At 49.0% G+C, this 18,076-nt stretch carries 21 protein-coding genes and 3 pseudogenes; 2 read left to right on the top strand and 22 right to left on the bottom strand.

Annotation, left to right across the window (positions count from 1 at the left end; translation table 11 throughout):
• Positions 1–26 precede the first annotated feature (26 nt).
• The 8 genes from deoA to E2F51_RS10445 form a co-directional block, all read right to left on the bottom strand.
• On the bottom strand, positions 27–1,349 hold the full coding sequence (gene deoA, locus E2F51_RS10480) for a thymidine phosphorylase (protein WP_134823418.1): 1,323 nt from the start codon (positions 1,347–1,349) through the stop codon (positions 27–29).
• An 80-nt stretch (positions 1,350–1,429) separates the two neighbouring features.
• Positions 1,430–2,209: a deoxyribose-phosphate aldolase gene (gene deoC / locus E2F51_RS10475; RefSeq protein WP_013200644.1), complete on the bottom strand. Its 780-nt coding sequence runs from the start codon at positions 2,207–2,209 to the stop codon at positions 1,430–1,432.
• A gap of 367 nt (positions 2,210–2,576) precedes the next feature.
• Positions 2,577–3,353, bottom strand: a complete 777-nt coding sequence (locus E2F51_RS10470; RefSeq protein WP_134823417.1) for a TatD family hydrolase — start codon at positions 3,351–3,353, stop codon at positions 2,577–2,579.
• Positions 3,350–4,402 carry a patatin family protein gene (locus E2F51_RS10465; protein ID WP_134823416.1) on the bottom strand — a complete coding sequence of 351 codons (1,053 nt, stop codon included), beginning with the start codon at positions 4,400–4,402 and terminating at the stop codon, positions 3,350–3,352. The genes E2F51_RS10470 and E2F51_RS10465 overlap by 4 nt, the downstream gene beginning before the upstream one ends.
• 147 nt (positions 4,403–4,549) lie before the next feature.
• Positions 4,550–4,711, bottom strand: coding sequence for a DUF1328 domain-containing protein (locus E2F51_RS10460; RefSeq protein ID WP_013200641.1), 162 nt, complete (start codon positions 4,709–4,711; stop codon positions 4,550–4,552).
• 135 nt (positions 4,712–4,846) lie between these two features.
• Positions 4,847–5,461, bottom strand: a complete 615-nt coding sequence (osmY, locus tag E2F51_RS10455) for a molecular chaperone OsmY (protein ID WP_013200640.1) — start codon at positions 5,459–5,461, stop codon at positions 4,847–4,849.
• A 308-nt stretch (positions 5,462–5,769) separates the two neighbouring features.
• A complete protein-coding gene (gene prfC / locus E2F51_RS10450; protein ID WP_134823415.1) occupies positions 5,770–7,359 on the bottom strand; it encodes a peptide chain release factor 3 in 1,590 nt (529 codons plus the stop codon).
• Positions 7,360–7,613: 254 nt separating this feature from the next.
• Positions 7,614–8,261 carry a DNA-3-methyladenine glycosylase I gene (locus E2F51_RS10445; RefSeq protein WP_134823414.1) on the bottom strand — a complete coding sequence of 216 codons (648 nt, stop codon included), beginning with the start codon at positions 8,259–8,261 and terminating at the stop codon, positions 7,614–7,616.
• A gap of 204 nt (positions 8,262–8,465) precedes the next feature.
• On the opposite strand from E2F51_RS10445, the gene yghU reads away from it, so the two are divergent.
• A complete protein-coding gene (yghU, locus tag E2F51_RS10440) occupies positions 8,466–9,332 on the top strand; it encodes a glutathione-dependent disulfide-bond oxidoreductase (RefSeq protein ID WP_013200637.1) in 867 nt (288 codons plus the stop codon).
• A gap of 169 nt (positions 9,333–9,501) precedes the next feature.
• Here yghU and E2F51_RS10435 read toward each other — a convergent pair whose 3' ends face one another.
• From E2F51_RS10435 to E2F51_RS24035, 5 genes and pseudogenes are all read right to left on the bottom strand, one after another.
• Complete coding sequence (locus E2F51_RS10435; RefSeq protein ID WP_134823413.1) at positions 9,502–9,693, bottom strand: hypothetical protein; 192 nt, start codon at positions 9,691–9,693, stop codon at positions 9,502–9,504.
• 100 nt (positions 9,694–9,793) lie between these two features.
• On the bottom strand, positions 9,794–10,195 hold the full coding sequence (locus tag E2F51_RS24040; RefSeq protein ID WP_134823412.1) for a hypothetical protein: 402 nt from the start codon (positions 10,193–10,195) through the stop codon (positions 9,794–9,796).
• Between the two features lie 104 nt (positions 10,196–10,299).
• Positions 10,300–10,605 (bottom strand): hypothetical protein, encoded by a 306-nt coding sequence (locus E2F51_RS10425; protein ID WP_134823411.1) that lies wholly within the window; start codon positions 10,603–10,605, stop codon positions 10,300–10,302.
• 616 nt (positions 10,606–11,221) lie between these two features.
• Entirely contained in the window at positions 11,222–11,767 is a 546-nt protein-coding gene (locus E2F51_RS10420; protein ID WP_134823410.1) for a hypothetical protein, read from the bottom strand.
• A 4-nt stretch (positions 11,768–11,771) separates the two neighbouring features.
• Positions 11,772–13,029, bottom strand: a pseudogene (locus E2F51_RS24035) (AHH domain-containing protein); the annotation flags it as partial.
• Positions 13,030–13,032: 3 nt separating this feature from the next.
• Between E2F51_RS24035 and E2F51_RS10405 the strand changes: the two are divergent.
• Positions 13,033–13,212: pseudogene (locus E2F51_RS10405) on the top strand (growth inhibitor PemK); the annotation flags it as partial.
• Positions 13,213–13,268: 56 nt separating this feature from the next.
• On the opposite strand, the gene E2F51_RS10400 reads toward E2F51_RS10405, so the two are convergent.
• From E2F51_RS10400 to E2F51_RS10375, 9 genes and pseudogenes are all read right to left on the bottom strand, one after another.
• Positions 13,269–13,700 (bottom strand): SMI1/KNR4 family protein, encoded by a 432-nt coding sequence (locus E2F51_RS10400; protein ID WP_106382138.1) that lies wholly within the window; start codon positions 13,698–13,700, stop codon positions 13,269–13,271.
• On the bottom strand, positions 13,697–14,080 hold the full coding sequence (locus E2F51_RS24030; RefSeq protein WP_371732182.1) for an HNH/ENDO VII family nuclease: 384 nt from the start codon (positions 14,078–14,080) through the stop codon (positions 13,697–13,699). Before E2F51_RS24030 ends, E2F51_RS10400 begins: the two co-directional genes overlap by 4 nt.
• A gap of 9 nt (positions 14,081–14,089) precedes the next feature.
• Positions 14,090–14,218 (bottom strand): annotated as a pseudogene (locus E2F51_RS24310) (RHS repeat-associated core domain-containing protein); the annotation flags it as partial.
• A gap of 75 nt (positions 14,219–14,293) precedes the next feature.
• On the bottom strand, positions 14,294–14,860 hold the full coding sequence (locus E2F51_RS10395) for an RHS domain-containing protein (protein WP_167738373.1): 567 nt from the start codon (positions 14,858–14,860) through the stop codon (positions 14,294–14,296).
• A 290-nt stretch (positions 14,861–15,150) separates the two neighbouring features.
• Positions 15,151–15,687: a hypothetical protein gene (locus E2F51_RS10390; RefSeq protein WP_134823406.1), complete on the bottom strand. Its 537-nt coding sequence runs from the start codon at positions 15,685–15,687 to the stop codon at positions 15,151–15,153.
• A 264-nt stretch (positions 15,688–15,951) separates the two neighbouring features.
• Entirely contained in the window at positions 15,952–16,296 is a 345-nt protein-coding gene (locus E2F51_RS10385; RefSeq protein WP_134824855.1) for a hypothetical protein, read from the bottom strand.
• Positions 16,293–16,838 (bottom strand): RHS repeat-associated core domain-containing protein, encoded by a 546-nt coding sequence (locus E2F51_RS24305; RefSeq protein WP_371732181.1) that lies wholly within the window; start codon positions 16,836–16,838, stop codon positions 16,293–16,295. Before E2F51_RS24305 ends, E2F51_RS10385 begins: the two co-directional genes overlap by 4 nt.
• A gap of 78 nt (positions 16,839–16,916) precedes the next feature.
• On the bottom strand, positions 16,917–17,417 hold the full coding sequence (locus E2F51_RS24300; RefSeq protein ID WP_167738372.1) for an RHS domain-containing protein: 501 nt from the start codon (positions 17,415–17,417) through the stop codon (positions 16,917–16,919).
• A 336-nt stretch (positions 17,418–17,753) separates the two neighbouring features.
• Positions 17,754–18,065 carry a hypothetical protein gene (locus E2F51_RS10375; protein WP_134823405.1) on the bottom strand — a complete coding sequence of 104 codons (312 nt, stop codon included), beginning with the start codon at positions 18,063–18,065 and terminating at the stop codon, positions 17,754–17,756.
• Positions 18,066–18,076: the final 11 nt, after the last annotated feature.

The raw sequence follows: 18,076 nt of genomic DNA, 5'->3' as shown, positions 1-18,076 counted from the left end.
TTTTATCGATCCGAACAGTATGACGCTTATCCGCTAATTCTGCGATAGATAACTGGGGTCTGGGCCAGCGCATTTTCGCTTAAGGTCACCGCGCGCTTCATCGCGTCAGCGGCTTCCTGCCAGGCGGTTTCCGTAGCGGCGTGGATCACCGCCAGCGGACGCTGGTTGTCTGCACGGTCACCCAGTTGCGCCATCTCACTGAATCCGACGCTGTAATCGAGGGGATCGCTGGCCTGACGACGACCGCCGCCCATCGACACCACCGCCATGCCGAGCGCACGGGTATCCATCGCGCTGACGATGCCCGGTTTGTCGGCATACACCGCCTTGCTGAGCATCGGCGCCGGTAAATATTTATCCATCTGCTCGATAAAGTCTGTCGGGCCTTTTTGCGCCGCGACCATGCGCGCAAAGATTTCTGCTGCCTTGCCGTTATCCAGCACCGCCTGCAGTTTGCCGGTGGCTTCATCGGTATTGGCCGCAAGCCCACCGGACACCAGCATTTCCGCACTCAAAGCCAGTGTCACTTCCAGCAGGCGTGGATTGCGGTATTCGCCGGTCAGGAAGCGCACGGCTTCACGCACTTCAAGCGCATTACCGGCACTTGACGCCAGCACCTGATTCATATCGGTTAACAGCGCGGTGGTTTTGCATCCCGCGCCGTTCGCCACGCCAACAATCGACTGGGCCAGCAGCTCGGACTGTTCGAAGGTCGGCATAAAGGCCCCGGAGCCGACTTTGACGTCCATCACCAGCGCATCCAGACCTTCCGCCAGTTTTTTGGCGAGGATCGAGGCGGTGATCAGCGGAATCGAATCGACGGTCGCGGTGATGTCGCGGGTGGCGTAGAAACGTTTATCCGCAGGCGCCAGCGAGTTGGTCTGGCCGATAATCGCCACGCCGACGTCTTTGATGATACGACGGAACGTCTCGTCATCAGGGAAGATATCAAAGCCCGGAATGGCTTCCAGCTTGTCCAGCGTACCGCCCGTGTGGCCGAGGCCACGGCCAGAAATCATCGGCACATAGCCACCGCATGCCGCCACCATCGGGCCGAGCATCAGTGAGGTCACATCGCCCACGCCGCCGGTTGAGTGCTTGTCCACAATCGGGCCGTTAAGATTCAGCGCCTTCCAGTTGAGCACCGAGCCGGAGTCGCGCATCGCCATGGTCAGCGCGACCCGCTCCTGCAGCGTCATATCGTGGAAATAAATGGTCATCGCCAGCGCGGCGATTTGCCCTTCAGACACGGTGTTATCACGCACGCCATTGATAAAGAAGCGGATCTCTTCTTCCGTCAGCGGCTGGCCATCTCTTTTTTTACGGATAATTTCTTGTGGCAGGAACACGTTGCCCCCTGGTGGTTGCGGTAATGAGGGCGAAATGATTTTCGCCCTTGCGGCTGAGGTTGGCGGGGTCGCCAGTCAGACTAGTAAGCGGAGTCGCTCTTGGCTCCAGCATGACCCGCCGTTTCCAGCAGGCTGGCTAACAGGCTGGACGCGCCAAAACGGAAGTGACGGGCATCGGCCCAGTCGCTGCCGAGAATGTCATCGGCCAGCTTCAGGTAAATTGCCGCATCGTCCGCGGTACGCACGCCGCCAGCCGGCTTGAAGCCCACCTGGTGCTTAACGCCTTTGTCAGCAATCACTTGCAGCATGATTTTTGCCACTTCCGGGGTGGCATTGACCGGCACTTTACCGGTGGAGGTTTTGATAAAGTCAGCGCCCGCTTCGATGGCAATTTCAGAGGCTTTACGGATCAGTGCCGCATCCTTCAGCTCGCCGGTTTCGATAATCACCTTCAGCAGCACGTCGGCTTCGGCGCAGGCTTCTTTACAGGCGCTCACGATCTCGTAGCCAATCTCTTCGTTACCGGCCATCAGCGCGCGGTAAGGGAACACCACGTCGACTTCGTCAGCCCCGTAGGCGATCGCCGCGTGGGTTTCTGCCAGAGCAATTTCTTTGTCGTCGTTGCCGTGCGGGAAGTTGGTGACGGTGGCAATGCGGATATCCGGCGTGCCCTGCTCGCGCAGCGTTTTACGGGCAATCGGGATAAAGCGCGGATAGATGCAGATCGCCGCGGTATTGCCCGCCGGGGATTTTGCCTGATGGCACAGCGCGATCACTTTCGCATCGGTGTCGTCATCATTCAGCGTGGTCAGATCCATCAGTTTCAGGGCACGTACGGCCGCTGCGGTTACGTCAGTCATTCTGTTCTCCAGACAAGGTTTAAGGCGGCTTCCCGGATGCCGGGCAAGAATTCCTTCCGCCTGAGCCCGCGAAGGGCTGTAATGTTAAAATAATAACGGAAAAGGCTGAGCCACTTCCGTGATGAAATTCACGAACAGGGAATTACTGTTGCAAGCATTGTACATGCAATGTGATTAATATCACATAAATAGCCTGTTAACCTGCCCGATACGGCCATTGTTGCGCAACAGAGCCTGATTTTAGCTGACATCATCAGAAAATGTTATAATTATAACATTCATCATTCAGTGTAGCAGATGCAGATGACAGTAGACCCGGCAGGCCAAAGGCGCACCGTCTCGCAGGGGACTTTAAGAGTTTAGCCAGTCAGAGCTGAAAAAGAGTGCGGGTGTTCTCAAGAAGGGTTTCGGCTATTTCCTGCGGGGATTCTTCCCGCAGTTCGCACAGGCTTTGCCAGACGTTCTTTACCCGCTCGGGGCGATTGGCCTGACCCTGAAAGCCCTGCAGCGGCATATCCGGCGCGTCGGTTTCCAGCAGCAGCGAGGTCAGCGGCAGCCGTGCGATGGTATTGCGGGTTTTGCTGGCGCGTTCATAGGTAATGGTGCCGCCCACACCGATGGCATAGCCGGCGCGGATAAAGGCCAGCGCCTGCTGTTCGCTGCCGGCGAAGCCGTGCACCACGCCACGGCGAGGAAGATCGAGGCGTCGCAGATGCAGGGCTAACTTATCGTGGGTGCGGCGGGAGTGCAGGATCACCGGCAGATCGTACTGCTTTGCCAGCCGGATTTGCGCATCCAGCACCCGCTCCTGCTTATCAAACTGGGGATTGTCGATAAACAGATCGAGGCCGATCTCGCCGATCGCCACCAGCTTTTTCGGCCGCTGTTTCAGCACCGCTTCCAGCTGGTCCAGATGTGAATCATCATGCTGCGCGATAGCCATCGGATGGGTGCCCAACGCGGCATATAGCGGTGGCCATTGCTCTGCCAGCGCCAATACGCCTGCGAAGCGGTCAGCCGACACGCCGACCACAATGATTTTCTCCACCCCTGCCGCTGCCGCCAGACGCAGGCTCTCTTCTTCGTTGCCAGAAAACGGCGCAAAATCGAAGTGACAATGGGTATCGATAAACGTGGGTGTCATGCCAGCGAACCCTTATCGTAATCGGCATCGTTGCCCGCCAGTGGATCGAGAATCACGCCATCCCGCACCGGTTCGTTGGCCACCGGCGCAGGTGGCACCACCGGTTTGGTACTCAGCAGCGTCTCATTCTCCTGCAACCATTGCCCCACGGTGGCGAGGAAATAGCGGCCGCAACGGCGTCCCAGATGATAATCCTGATTCAGCGAGGCCACGCGACTGCCCAGCGCCATGCTGGCGAGCGCATGCGGCGGGAAGATCTCAATAATCCGCAGATTACCCGGCGGATTGTCAATAAAGTCCTGCGTCTCGCGGTAGCTGTCTTCATGCAGATGCATGATATTGACCAACGGCTGCAGCGCACTGTCGCTCAGCCAGCGCTCAATGCGCTTCAGCCAATGTGGCGTATAGGTCATCTGCGAAGGAACGGTGCGGATCACCACGATAGTATCGGCCCCGCGACGCGCTGCTTCACGCACCGGAATGGCATCGCTGATCCCGCCATCGAGATAGCTGATGCCGTCCATCTCCACGCCGGGACGATACAGACCTGGAATGGCGCTGGAGGCCTTGATGATGTTCATCCAGTTGGCGGCGGTCGGGGCAAAATAGCCCGGCGAATAATCGTCGCTGCGGCAGGCGCACATATAGAATTCGCGGCCTGCGGAGAACATCTTCTCACCGGCTTCTATCGCCAGCGGGAATTCCTGAGAGGTGACATCCACCAGCCAGTCGAGATCGATCAGGTGCCCGCCGCGCACAAAGCGCAACGGATCGAAAAACAGTTTACTGGTGGTGTAACGGGTGATCACTCTGCGGGCATAGCCCGGCTGGCCGCAGACATAGGCAGAGAGATTCTGCGCCCCGGCAGAGGTGCCCAGCATCAAATCAAAGGGGTTGAATTTTGCCCGCTGGAATTCATCCAGCACGCCGGCCGTAAAGATCCCGCGCTGCCCGCCGCCTTCGCAGACCAGGGCCAGTTTGCCCGGACGAAAAGGGGTTAACGCCAGCGGCTCAATATTGCCGAGGGTTATAGGGATGCGCTTGCCCAATGGTGAGATCCTCTGAGGGAGTTGAAGACCGGAGGATACCCTGGATGGACGGTAACTGTTTGCCGTTTTTTGCGGCAGAATGTGTAAAGCCAGAAATGCTAAAGGCCAGTCAGTGACTGGCCTTCATTGAAACATCTGTTATTGGATCTATAACTTCTTGCGGCCGGTGAACAGGCTGATCAGGAAGATAATGATACCGACAACGAAGACGATTTTAGCTGCCCATGCGGCTGTACCAGCCAGACCACCAAAACCTAACGCTGCTGCGATAAGCGCAATAATCAGAAAAATAATGCCCCAACGAAACATAAGCTTCTCCTTACCCTATATGTAGAAAATCAAACTGCCTGATTTATTTACTCTGCCGAAACCGGCGAAAGTGGATTATTTTCTTCAAACATTTCAGTTGCGGACCGTCCTGTTATCAGCCGGTCCGCGACTGCTTTATGACTTCACAGTCAGATCGTTTTTAACGCTTTTCACACCATCAATCGCTTTAGCGATGCTTTCGGCACGTTCAGACTGCGCCTGGCTTTTCACCGTACCGGAAAGCTGGACAACACCGTTGGTGGTTTCAACTTTCACGTTACGTGATGGCACGATGTCGTCAGCTAACAGTTTAGCTTTAATTTCGCTGGTCGTTGCCGTATCACCGGCATAACCGCTGACGCTGGCTTTAGTGCTGTCTTTTACGTGTAGTTTGTCGCTAACAGATTTAACGCCTTCGACTTTTTTGGCCGCCGCAACAGCCAGTTCGGCCTGATCCTGCGACGGTACAAAACCACTCAGCGTCACGACGCCTGAATGGGTCTTAACAGAGATGTCTGTGCTTTTGATTGCGTCGTTGTCTACCAGAGCGGCTTTCACCTTGGCAGTCACGCCGCTGTCATCCATGTACCCACCGACTGATTTCATTGAACTATCGATTTTGGAACCCGCGTTGTCAGCAGCATTCTGCGTTTTGTTCATCATGGTATCTTCTGCCATTGCAGAACCACTTACCAGCGCAGAACCTACCAGTACAGCCATCAGAGTTTTAGTAATCTTAGTCGTGTTCATCGATTATTCCTTCTTCATGTGTTTTGCACTCACAACTGTGAGGTTTCAGTCACAAACGGCGTGACTGCAGTAGGAGAGACGTTGCAGCTTACCGCCGCATATTTTGCGTCCGTTGAGATTAAATATAGACGCTCGTCAGGATTTCACCGCCGCTTGTGGTTGATATGATGGATAAATGCACAAAAAGCAGGTTTTTTAAGAGCAGTCTGTAAAAAACGGGGGGCGGAAAGCGGTGTGGAGAGGAAGGCGAAAAAAAAGCGATGCATATTGCATCGCTTTTTCCAGTATAGACCAGACCTGATTATCTGTTAGTGTTCGCGCGTTTTGCGGAACACCACTTCAGGATAACGTTCCTGAGTAATGTTCAGGTTTACCATGGTCGGCGCGATGTAGGTCAGGTTATCCCCGCCATCCAGCGCCAGGTTCACTTCGTTTTTACGCTGGAACTCATCAAACTTCTTGGCATCGCTGCATTCAACCCAACGCGCGGTTGAAACGTTGATCGCTTCGTAGATGGCTTCCACGTTGTATTCGCTCTTCAGACGCGCCACAACCACTTCAAACTGCAGTACACCGACGGCGCCAACAATCAGATCGTTATTGTGTACCGGACGGAACACCTGCACGGCACCCTCTTCCGACAGCTGAACCAGGCCTTTCAGCAACTGCTTCTGCTTAAGCGGATCGCGCAGGCGAATACGACGGAACAGCTCGGGGGCGAAGTTCGGAATCCCGGTGAACTTCATGTTTTCACCCTGAGTGAAGGTATCGCCGATCTGGATGGTGCCGTGGTTGTGCAGCCCGATGATATCGCCCGGATAGGCTTCCTCAACGTGCGAACGGTCACCGGCCATAAAGGTCAGCGCATCGGCAATCACCACGTCTTTGCCCAAACGGACCTGACGCAGCTTCATGCCTTTTTCGTATTTGCCAGACACCACACGCATAAAGGCCACGCGGTCACGGTGTTTCGGATCCATATTCGCCTGGATCTTAAAGATGAAGCCGGTGAACTTCTCGTCGGCTGCAGTCACGGTGCGCAGCGTAGTCTGACGCGGCATTGGTGACGGTGCCCAGTCACACAGGCCATCCAGCATATGGTCCACACCAAAGTTACCCAGTGCAGTACCAAAGAATACCGGGCTAAGCTTGCCGGCGAGGAACTGTTCTTTATCAAACTCGTGGGAAGCGCCCTGCACCAGCTCTAACTCTTCACGCAGCTGAACGGCCAGCTCTTCACCAATGGCGGCATCCAGATCCGGGTTATTAAGCCCTTTGACGATACGCACGTCCTGAATGGTGCGCCCTTTACCGCTCTGGTAGAGGTAGGTTTCGTCTTTATAAAGGTGGTACACACCCTTAAACAACTTGCCACAACCGATTGGCCAGGTGATCGGCGCGCAGGCAATTTTCAGCTCGCTTTCCACTTCATCCAGCACTTCCATTGGCTCGCGGATATCGCGGTCCAGTTTGTTCATAAAGGTCAGGATCGGCGTGTCGCGCAGACGGGTCACTTCCATCAGCTTGCGGGTACGATCCTCAACGCCTTTTGCGGCATCGATCACCATCAGACAGCAGTCAACCGCCGTCAGCGTTCGGTAAGTATCTTCGGAGAAGTCTTCGTGTCCCGGCGTATCCAGCAGGTTAATCAGGCATTCGCGGTACGGGAACTGCATCACGGAGGTGGTGATTGAAATACCACGCTGCTTTTCCATCTCCATCCAGTCCGATTTGGCGTGCTGGTTAGAGCCACGGCCTTTTACCGTACCGGCGGTCTGAATAGCCTGTCCGAACAGCAACACTTTTTCAGTGATGGTGGTTTTACCGGCATCCGGGTGAGAAATGATGGCAAAAGTGCGGCGACGAGCCACCTCTTGCATAAAGGGTGCATTAGACATGAAAAAACTCTGTTTGGTGCTGTGCTGCCGCTGCGCAGACGGCGCGGGGGCAATTTCACAGGCGATTAATCATCAATGGCCGGCATTTTCGCCGATCCGGCGGTTATAAACAATGCAGAACGCCGCGTTATCCCCATAAATGCGTAGCGCAGCGAAACCAGATGGCTTCAGCTGCTGTTTTTTTCAGCCATTTTGCGGCGGGGTTCCGGGTTCTACACTGGCCTGACCTCTTGATAATCTTTTTGCTGGCCTGATTACAGCGGGCGGTTGAGTGCTTCGCGCTGCTGCTCGAATTTGTCCCTGCACTGGCAGCCCGCCAGATGATCGTTAATCAGCCCTAACGCCTGCATCAGCGAATAGGTGGTCACCGGACCCACCCACGTCCAGCCCCGTTTTTTCAACGCTTTGGACATGCGCACCGATTCGGGTGAAGTTTTGGCATTCTGCCAGTATTCCAGATCGACGGTATGAGGCCGTTCGCCCGGCTGCGGCTCAAACTGCCAGAACCACGCCGCCAGCGATCCGGCTTCTTCGATCAGTTCGATGGCCCGCTGCGCATTGTTGATGGTGGAAAGAATTTTGGCGCGATTGCGGACAATGCTTTTATCTTCCAGCAAACGGGCAACGTCCTCGTCGTTGAACTGCGCCACGGCGTGGAAATCAAAATCCTTAAAGGCGCGACGGAAGTTTTCCCGCTTGTTGTAAATCAGCTGCCACGACATGCCAGAGTGAAAACCTTCGAGACAGACTTTTTCAAACAGGCGGCGGTCATCCCCCACCGGTTTGCCCCACTCGTTATCGTGATAGTCAGGCATTGAAGGCTGCCAGTAGCAGCACACGCGTCCATCTTCGGTCAGTGTCAGTCCGGCTTCTTTCAGATCTGCCAGATAATGCTCATCCATTCTGTATTCCCGTTGAAGAGTGTGAAGAGTGCTGCGTAAAGATAAACGCCGGCCAGATCCTGATGCTATACCTGACATCCGATGTAACAACCGCGTTTGGTTTTTTGTGCAGACAGCAGCTATTTTTAGACCATCATCGGCGAGACGTCTGTGGGCTTTGCTCCAGGATGCGCCATTTTTTTATCAGAAAGGGGATTTTCGGACATGAGCACCAAGGATTATCAGCCAGCCAAAGTCTGGTCAGAAAACAAAGAAGCCGGCGGCACCTGGGGCAGCATCAACCGCCCGACCGCTGGCGCACGTCACGAAGCGGAACTGCCGGTGGGCAAGCACCCACTGCAGCTGTACTCAATGGGTACGCCGAATGGCCAGAAAGTGACCATCATGCTGGAAGAGCTGCTGGCGCTGAACGTTAACGATGCGGAATACGATGCCCACCTGATCCGCATTGGCGAAAGCGATCAATTCTCTTCAGGCTTTGTCGACGTAAACCCTAACTCAAAAATTCCTGCGTTGCTGGACTGCTCCACCAAGCCAGCCACCCGCGTGTTTGAGTCCGGCGCGATCTTGCTGTATCTGGCCGAGAAGTTTGGTCACTTCCTGCCGAAAGATCCAGCCGCCCGTACCGAAACGCTGAACTGGCTGTTCTGGTTACAGGGTTCTGCACCTTACCTCGGCGGCGGTTTCGGTCACTTCTATAACTACGCGCCAGTAAAAATCGAATACGCCATCGATCGCTTCACTATGGAAGCCAAGCGTCAGCTCGACGTGTTAGATCGTCAGCTGGCAAACCATCGCTATATTGCCGGTGAGGACTACACCATCGCGGATATCGCAATCTGGCCGTGGTATGGCGCGCTGGTCAGAGGAACCGTCTATAACGCAGCGGAGTTCCTCGACGCCAAATCCTACAAAAACCTGGTGCGTTGGGCAGATGAAATCGCACAGCGCCCGGCAGTCCAGCGCGGCCGCATCGTCAACCGTACCTTCGGTGAGCCTTCTGAGCAGTTGCATGAACGCCACGATGCATCGGATTTCGATCTGCGCACCGAGGATAAGCTGGCGAAATAACGCCGCTTAGTAAGACTACGGGCATCCTGCGGGGTGCCTTTTTTTTGGATGGACTTTATTGTGGGGAAACGCAGTAAAGTATGCGTGTTTGGCGGATATTTTTAGAGGTAAGGGTTTAATGGTACTTTGTTTGTGTGAAGAGGTTACAGGATGAAGTGCCTCTACAGATTTACGACTTTGAGTGTTCAGGAACATAGAGCTGTTCGCCCAGAGTCATGCCTACAGCATCACCCACAGCCAGACCAATTAACGCCCCTTTGGCACGGTTTAAATACACTTTCCTTTTCCATTGACCGTGTTGACGTAAGCCATTGCGGACGAAGGCTTGAGTCTTTGAACCAAAGGTTATACTCAAATTCATTATCCAAGCATCCTCCTACATAAATGGTAATTTAGAAATTACACAGGGAAAATTAACACCCTAAAAAATATAGAGAACGAGTGAAATACATATTATGAAGCTAATTATTTAATGATGAGAACCATTCTTTCTGATACTTATCCAGCTGCAATGGATCAGACACTAACATCGTATCTTCATAATCAAAGATATCCACAAGATCTTCTTTCCTGGCTTGTTTACCTAGTGTTGTTTCATAAGCACTCAATCCGGACGTCATCTGCCTGGTCATTCTGGATGGGAGAACATTAATTTTTGCACCCTTACAAAAGAAAGTAATTGAGGGATTTAACTCCATTAATTTACGAAAGCAACTGTAGAAATCGTCGGCTTCAATAACCTGCTCATTTTCACCCTCAAATGGCACCTTTAAAAAACATGTTGAATCTGAAGTTAAAATTATATTTACATTATGCAAAACACCATCGTTTTTATATGTTAGCTTTCTAAATAATAACTTCATATAACTACCTAATACTTTTTCTTTTCGATTAAAGAAAAAACACTTTTTTATTTCAGGTCAACCCGATGGGCTAAAGATTTTTGAGATAGCTTCCGATAAGTTATTTAGTTATAAAAATCATCATTTTTCAGATAATGAACCGTGGCATTCAGAAAATCCTCTTTTGTGGAATTAGGATTGTTATCGATTTCCTTTTCAATAATTGCAGTAAAAATAGGCGCCTCTAAAAAAGTGCCATATTTCTCTTCAAAATCCATTTCTTCGCCTTCAGTCTCCGCAAGAAAATACTCACCATTAATGATATTATTTCTTGATTCAAGATTGAAAGAATTTTCAACATATAACCAACCTAACTTCGGTAGATCTCTATGTTTTTTTAACAATTCATCAAACCCCATTATAACAATCATTCAAATACCTCCATTAAAATACGTTCATTAAACACTCTATTTATTACCCTTTAAAAAAAAGGATTACCAATAGCGCATAGGATATGCATTGATATTAAATTTAGATATTAACAATGAACTTAGCATATTCCAGTGAAAGAATATAAATCCTTAGGAATACAGGGCCATTAAGGGCATTATCCCCCTGAGTATTTACTGATTAATTCATTAACTGCGATCTTCGTTAGTTTCTTAATTACTCATATCAATTGATAGGTTAAACAACAGGAAACAATAAATTGTATAATTCAGTTCGACTAAGTCATTTATTAAACTACTTTCCTATTAGATACTTAAAATTCATTAATACATGATATTTTATTATTTTTCTCACTCAGAGTAATTATTGATGTTTTCGCGTTCATATATTCACAGGATGCTAATTATCAACCACTTTTTCATTCATTAATAATACAACCAACATTAAATATATATAATAAGTATTTTCAAGAGTTGATAGTAACAATTTTCACGTTAAATCAATTAGGCATTTCAAACTAAGAGATTACGAATTATTTAATTATTATGCCGCAATAAAACACACGGCATATTATTAATATCACTTTTGTAAATATCATCACTTCATACTAAATGGGTTGAATGCTGCAAGTGTTTTTTTGTCATTATTGTAACCGCATGGCAAGCAACCAGCTTTAAATATCCTGAAAATTTCTTCCAGTACAGAGTTGCTTTTAAGACCATACAAATACCTTTGAGTGGCTACCATATTTAGCATATAAATAGCTTCATCACTGACATCCTTAACAAAATCATCATAAAATGTATTCTCTGACAATCCGTTTTTTTTCCTAAGTAAATATGCCTTGCGCTTACGTATATTGTCTTTTAGTGAATCGTCTTTCATCTTTTTAGAGTTATCAAGAATGTCCTTCTGAGAAGCATTATAATTTTTGTCCAGAATGATATTTGATACCAACTCAGAGAAAAAATCATTCCAACATACATATGGTGCAGTTAAGTTTTGCTCAAAAAGCAACCTTCTAGCTTCCTCAGAATCTGAAATTATATCAACCCCAGCCAAAGACTCCCCCGTTCCTGATAGAAAGCTTGCATTGTTAATAAAGAGAATTGGTTCCATGTAAAAATCTTTTTGACTATTCATATTATCACCTAAATATATCTGACCATAAATTATATACCCTCTGCCTACCAACCTGTCCAACATCCCTACCAAAAATATCAGCGTTGTACATATCTTTAGATCTTATAGGAACTCCATCCATCATCCCACGACTGGCAGTAGCCTGAATAGTTGATACTTGCTTAGATATATCATTAACAGAATGACTCAAATCAATCTTATCCAATGCATCCTTAACAGCATCAGTATAACCATGATGATTACCTTGATGTCTTGACATTGTACTTGAAGCATCATCCGCTTTTCGAAGAAATATTCCGTTTGATGCATCATCAATATAATAATTGATCTTCCTAAGTGCCGGATGGCTGGATAATTCTTTTGGTATAATATGGTGAGCTTGGTATCCTTTCCAAGTTGTGGAACGCGGTAGTCCCATAGACCCCATCATATTTTTTCCCAAGGTGGTGGAGCACCCCGTTAATCCCAGCGGATCAACCCAAACCAGCGGATCCCCAACATAACTATAAGTATTCAACCCACCCGCCAACCCTATCGGGTCAGGCTGGGTAAACCTACCGCCCACTGGGTCATAATAGCGGAATAAATTGTAATGCAGCCCGGTTGATTCGGCACCTGCGGGGCCTCACCCCTTCGGGGCCATCGCTGAAGCGATGTTCAAATTTGCTGTCGCAAATTAGTCCCTGTCCAGCTACTGTCCCTGGAAGCGCAGATTTTGCGGCACTGACTGGAAGCCGCTGCTGCTTTCCTGCCCGGTCATTCCCCAGGTGGAGAACCGGCCGCGCCATACCACTTCACCCTCTTCGTTGGTCATCCGCTCTGGCAGACCATTCAGTTCGGTGTGGTACCAGAAAATATCCGCCTGTTCGCCAATGCTGTCGACCCGTGCCAGCGGCTCCCAGCTTCCTTCGCTGTAGAGATACTGTGTGTTGCGATCCGGCGTTAAGCTGCTGCTCTCGCCCACCATCCGCAGGCCGCTCCACAGGAAGGAAATCGTCTCCTCCGGCTTATGGTGGCGATGCAGGATTTTATGCGTGCGGCGGCCCAGCGCGTCGTAGCGGTATTCCGCGCGGCTGAACTCTTTATGCCCGCTAAAGCGGACTTCCGCTATCCGCTGCTCATCGTCATAGCGGTAATGCTGCTCTACGGCTTCTGGCCCGGTTTTAGGTCATCTGCCCAAAACCATCGTATGCCCAGCGTGCGCCTTTCAGCCCCTGCAACAGATTGTGCCAGACTATCTGACGCGGTTTATCCGTCCTGGAGACGTGGCTGAGGCGGGTTTTGCGGCGCTAACCGACGTCAGCCTCGCGGTGATGGACGACTGTCTGCTGCTGATACCCGACAGCCGTGAGGAGAGGCGGCTGCGGGCAATGGAAAAGCAGCTGGAGGCGCAGCAGCAAGAGCTGGAACAGACTAAGCAACGGATGATCGAGATGCTGGCGTAATCAGTGGCTCAGGGTAAAAAGCCGGAAGGATTTTGGGGATCGCTTCCGGCTATAATTTAGATATAGGACATTAATCTTTTATAAACATATTCAATGAAGTCATTTGCATACTTTTCTTCTTTATTTCCAAAGAAAACATACACAGATGCAATATCGCTAGTTTTAAAATAAAACTCCTCACCAAAATCAGTATTAGATAAGACTATTTTACCAAGAGCCAAGTTTTTATTTGCAATAGTGTTTTGATAGACTATATCCCCGCCTACCGCTTCATCAAATGGCATGCAGTAAATACTATATATTTCTTCCCCGCATATTTCACCCCCCCCGAATTCACCTAAAAACCATTTATAATCTTCTGGCAAGGTAACACCCAGTGCTTGCTCACACTTATCGATCCACTGAGATTCCGGCGCATCTTCTGAACTTCCCAAGTTAACAATATCTTCATGTTTCTTAAGAACATCCAGTAAGTCGTTTCTGTTCATAGATATCCACCCGCTCTATGCATCCAATATTGTGTTCGCCAAGTATTAAACTCGGCCCTGTTAATACCTGATGGTATTGTATTAGGATTTATATGAATCACACCATGATTAACTTTATGGAAGGTTTGACTCATCTCGGCAATAGGGCCTTTTTGAGATTGCAACATATGATGTAAGTTCACGGCATTCCCATCATATCCAACCGGTGCCCGCCCTGTAGCCATTCTGTCAATATTTGTACCTTTGAATACTTTACCTTTATCACGCCAGGTAGTCATTTTATAAGGATCAAACAAATCATCACGCTGATAAACTTTATTACCTTTAAATTGAACCGGTTCATTCGGCCAATGTTCTTTACCCGTTGAGCACTTCGTCAGCCCCAGCGGATCAACCCAGTTCAGCGGGTTCGGCGCATACGCATACTCATTCAACCCACCCATCAACCCTATCGGGTCAGGCTGGGTAAACCTACCGCCCACTGGGTCATAATAGCGGAATAAATTGTAATGCAGCCCGGTTGATTCGGCACCTGCGGTGCCTCACCCCTTTGGGGCCATCGCTGAAGCGATGTTCAAATTTGCTGTCGCAAATTAGTCCCTGTCCAGGTACTGCCCCTGGAAGCGCAGATTTTGCGGCACTGACTGGAAACCGCTGCTGCTTTCCTGCCCGGTCATTCCCCAGGTGGAGAACCGGCCGCGCCATACCACTTCACCCTCTTCATTGGTCATCCGCTCGGGCAGACCATTCAGTTCGGTGTGGTACCAGAAAATATCCGCCTGTTCGCCAATGCTGTCGACCCGTGCCAGCGGCTCCCAGCTTCCTTCGCTGTAGAGATACTGTGTGTTGCGATCCGGCGTTAAGCTGCTGCTCTCGCCCACCATCCGCAGGCCGCTCCACAGGAAGGAAATCGTCTCCTCCGGCTTATGGTGGCGATGCAGGATTTTATGCGTGCGGCGACCTAAAGCATCGTAGCGATATTCCGCGCGGCTGAACTCTTTATGCCCGCTAAAGCGGACTTCCGCTATACGCTGCTCATCGTCATAACGGTAATGCTGCTCTACGGCATCTGGCCCGGTTTTTCGCCAGGTCATCCGCCCAAAACCATCGTATTCCCAGCGCGCGCCTTTCAGCCTCTGCAACAGATTGTGCCAGACCACCTGACCCGGTTTATCCGTCTGGGAGACGCGGCTGCGGCTGGAGCAGGCACGGCTTGAACAACAGAAGCATGAGATTGAGCAAAGACTGCGTTAGGCGCTGGCATTGATGGCTCACCTTGAAAGGGTAGAACTAAAATGTTTTTCAAATGTAAAATGGTCATAGACTAAATTTATGAGGACATATAATAATTTATCAATAAGTTAAATCCTCAACTATCTCCGCCCCTTTAAACAAGAAAATCTAACTCTTTGTAAAAACTTTAACCCAAGATATTTTTTTCGAACCTCATTTACAATTTTAATGACTCTGGATTAAAAGCTACAATTTCACCATCTTTTTTCAATCCACAAGGATACAGACCACTTGTATAAATGATATACATTTTCTCTAGCAAATCGCTTTCATCATAACCTATTATAAATCTTCGTATTGAAAGCATTTTCATATGGTAATAAGACTCACCAATTACTGACATGAAAAAATCATCATACTTGTTATTATTATTTTTAATTTTAGATTTTCTATATTCTAAAGATTTTTTCTTTTGATAAACTGAGAAAATCCCTTCACTTTCAGCGATGAAATTTTCTGCTTCAGAATATTTATCACTCAATCTAAATTTCGAAACTGAATTATCAATAGCATCTTGCCAAACAAGATATCCCTTAGGTAGTTTTTGATCTAATGACAACTCTTTTTCTAACTCGATATCAGTAATCAATTCAAACGGAAAGTTTATTTCAAAACTACCGCGAACTAAAAAAATACGCCCTGATTGCAGAAATAATATTGGTTCGAAAATGAAATCCTTCTCCTTGGTAACCATAAAGCCCTCATGTACAGTAATAAAACTTGAAAATGCACACATAATTTGTGTCTAACTCGTCCCAACCTAAATGCTCCATGTTATTTGGTTGAAAACCATCAGTAATCTTCCCCGCCGCAAAGCAGCCTGAACGTTGCTGATACTGTGCCCACTCGTTCTGACCCGTGGCGCTTTAAAGTGGTTGTGCATAACGAGGGATGGTTGCTACAGGTTGAAAAAACTTAAAAAAGCCGAAAGAATTAGAAAACACTCCCGGCGATTCCCTTAAATAGTCATAAATGCATCATTATCCAGATAGTAATTCAATCCAGATATAAAATCACCTACAGTTGCATTTTTCTTTTGATGCAAAATATTCGTTAATACGTCTTCGAACTGTTCCCCATAATAAAATAACTCCAATCCGTTGTTAGTTACATAATTGGGATATTGCTCTTCGTCGTCATCAATTGTTGGATAACGCTCCAAGTACACAATAAGATTCTCATCCGCGATTGAAGTGTATTCTTTGGTATACAAGCAGAAATTATCACTTTTACAACCATTTTTAGTTATGTCATCAATAAGCTGACCTAACGTAATCTCTTTTTGAAATTCCAATTCTTTCATCGACATTTTACTCCTTTGAATTTACCAGTTTCACCATCTAACTTACCTCGCCTTCCCGGTTCGCCACCTCCCCACATATCACGCCCTCCTTTACCTGTGGGGTGATACAATGCGTGGTTATTTGCATGATCGAGTCGGTCTACAAGATTCAGTCGGCCTATTACCTCATGATGATGCCAAGTCAAATCTGCTGGACTAGCTCCCATATTAGGATTTTGAAGCCAATTGGACAGTTTGGGATATCGACTTAACATGTCCTCTCTAAAGGTCATATTGGTATTCATTTCATTAATAAAGGCCTTATTGGCTCTATTATATTGGACCGCATCGCTTGAAAAATAGTTCTTTGGAGCGACGGTATGATCAAAGAATGAATGATATTCACCATTATTAGGACGTGTCGCTAATCCTGACGGATCTATCCAATTTAGCGGTTCATGCGCATAACTATAAGTATTCACCCCACCCGCCAACCCTATCGGGTCAGGCTGGGTAAACCTACCGCCCACTGGGTCATAATAGCGGAATAAATTGTAATGCAGCCCGGTTGATTCGGCACCTGCGGGGCCTCACCCCTTTGGGGCCATCGCTGAAGCGATGTTCAAATTTGCTGTCGCAAATTAGTCCCTGTCCAGGTACTGCCCCTGGAAGCGCAGATTTTGCGGCACTGACTGGAAGCCGCTGCTGCTTTCCTGCCCGGTCATTCCCCAGGTGGAGAACCGGCCCCGCCATACCACGTCACCCTCTTCGTTGGTCATCCGCTCGGGCAGACCATTCAGTTCGGTGTGGTACCAGAAAATATCCGCCTGTTCGCCAATGCTGTCTACCCGTGCCAGCGGCTCCCAGCTTCCTTCGCTGTACAGATACTGCGTGTTGCGATCCGGCGTTAAGCTGCTGCTCTCGCCCACCATCCGCATGCCGCTCCACAGGAAGGAAATCGTCTCCTCCGGCTTGTGGTGGCGATGCAAGATTTTATGCGTGCGGCGACCTAAGGCATCGTAGCGGTATTCTTCGCGGCTGAATTCCTTATGCCCGCTAAAGCTGACTTCCGCTATCCGCTGCTCATCGTCATAGCGGTAATGCTGCTCTACGGCATCTGGCCCAGTTTTTCGCCAGGTCATCCGCCCAAAACCATCGTATGCCCAGCGTGCGCCTTTCAGCCTCTGCAACAGATTGTGCCCGACTATCTGACCCGGTTTATCCGTCTGGGAGACGTGGCTGAGGCGGGTTTTGCGGTGGGAACAGGCATCAGTCTGACTGTGCTGACGGCTGTCTGCTGCTGACGCCCGAAGGTGAGGAAGTGAAGCAGCGATGAGCGCAGGGGCTGGAGCTGAGACGGCTGAGTCGCCCGCAGGCTAAACTGCAGCGGGCTAAGAAGCGGGTAGGTAAGCCGCTGGTTTAGCGGGCAGTTAATAAAAAGCCGGAAGGATCGGGGTGATCTTTCCAGCTTATAATATCTAGTCTAAAAAATCATCTTCTTCGAGATAATAAATAACCGCTTCTAATAATTCCTCTTTAGAGGCATTAGGATGATGCTCTAACTTATTTTCAATAATAGCTTGAAATATCTGATACTCCAACCACGGAGTATATTTATCAGATGTATCATCCATGTCATCAAACTCATCCTCCGTTTCGGCAAGATAATAATCGGCTTGCCTAATATTGCTTTCTTCATTAACAAAACCAATGTCAACAAAAAAACACCACGGCTCATCCAATTCCTTGTAAATATCAAAAATGTTGAAAATGCTATTTATTTTCTTCATAAAAAAACCTC

The organism is Erwinia sp. QL-Z3 (assembly GCF_004551645.1).
GTDB classification, from domain to species: domain Bacteria; phylum Pseudomonadota; class Gammaproteobacteria; order Enterobacterales; family Enterobacteriaceae; genus Erwinia; species Erwinia billingiae.
The sequence above is the reverse complement of the archived record's forward strand: the minus strand, read 5'-3'. Positions and strand labels throughout refer to the sequence as shown.

Excerpts from the sequence above, each read along its gene's own strand:
- deoC (WP_013200644.1), bottom strand. The coding sequence starts at position 2,209 with ATGACTGACGTAACCGCAGCGGCCGTACGTGCCCTGAAACTGATGGAT.
- E2F51_RS10460 (WP_013200641.1), bottom strand. The coding sequence starts at position 4,711 with ATGTTTCGTTGGGGCATTATTTTTCTGATTATTGCGCTTATCGCAGCA.
- E2F51_RS24040 (WP_134823412.1), bottom strand. The coding sequence starts at position 10,195 with ATGAAGTTATTATTTAGAAAGCTAACATATAAAAACGATGGTGTTTTG.
- prfC (WP_134823415.1), bottom strand. The coding sequence starts at position 7,359 with ATGTCTAATGCACCCTTTATGCAAGAGGTGGCTCGTCGCCGCACTTTT.
- E2F51_RS10470 (WP_134823417.1), bottom strand. The coding sequence starts at position 3,353 with ATGACACCCACGTTTATCGATACCCATTGTCACTTCGATTTTGCGCCG.
- E2F51_RS10420 (WP_134823410.1), bottom strand. The coding sequence starts at position 11,767 with ATGAATAGTCAAAAAGATTTTTACATGGAACCAATTCTCTTTATTAAC.
- E2F51_RS10435 (WP_134823413.1), bottom strand. The coding sequence starts at position 9,693 with ATGAATTTGAGTATAACCTTTGGTTCAAAGACTCAAGCCTTCGTCCGC.
- E2F51_RS10390 (WP_134823406.1), bottom strand. The coding sequence starts at position 15,687 with ATGGTTACCAAGGAGAAGGATTTCATTTTCGAACCAATATTATTTCTG.
- osmY (WP_013200640.1), bottom strand. The coding sequence starts at position 5,461 with ATGAACACGACTAAGATTACTAAAACTCTGATGGCTGTACTGGTAGGT.
- yghU (WP_013200637.1), top strand. The coding sequence starts at position 8,466 with ATGAGCACCAAGGATTATCAGCCAGCCAAAGTCTGGTCAGAAAACAAA.
- E2F51_RS10425 (WP_134823411.1), bottom strand. The coding sequence starts at position 10,605 with ATGATTGTTATAATGGGGTTTGATGAATTGTTAAAAAAACATAGAGAT.
- E2F51_RS24300 (WP_167738372.1), bottom strand. The coding sequence starts at position 17,417 with ATGACCTGGCGAAAAACTGGGCCAGATGCCGTAGAGCAGCATTACCGC.
- E2F51_RS10385 (WP_134824855.1), bottom strand. The coding sequence starts at position 16,296 with ATGAAAGAATTGGAATTTCAAAAAGAGATTACGTTAGGTCAGCTTATT.
- E2F51_RS10400 (WP_106382138.1), bottom strand. The coding sequence starts at position 13,700 with ATGAACAGAAACGACTTACTGGATGTTCTTAAGAAACATGAAGATATT.
- E2F51_RS10445 (WP_134823414.1), bottom strand. The coding sequence starts at position 8,261 with ATGGATGAGCATTATCTGGCAGATCTGAAAGAAGCCGGACTGACACTG.
- E2F51_RS10375 (WP_134823405.1), bottom strand. The coding sequence starts at position 18,065 with ATGAAGAAAATAAATAGCATTTTCAACATTTTTGATATTTACAAGGAA.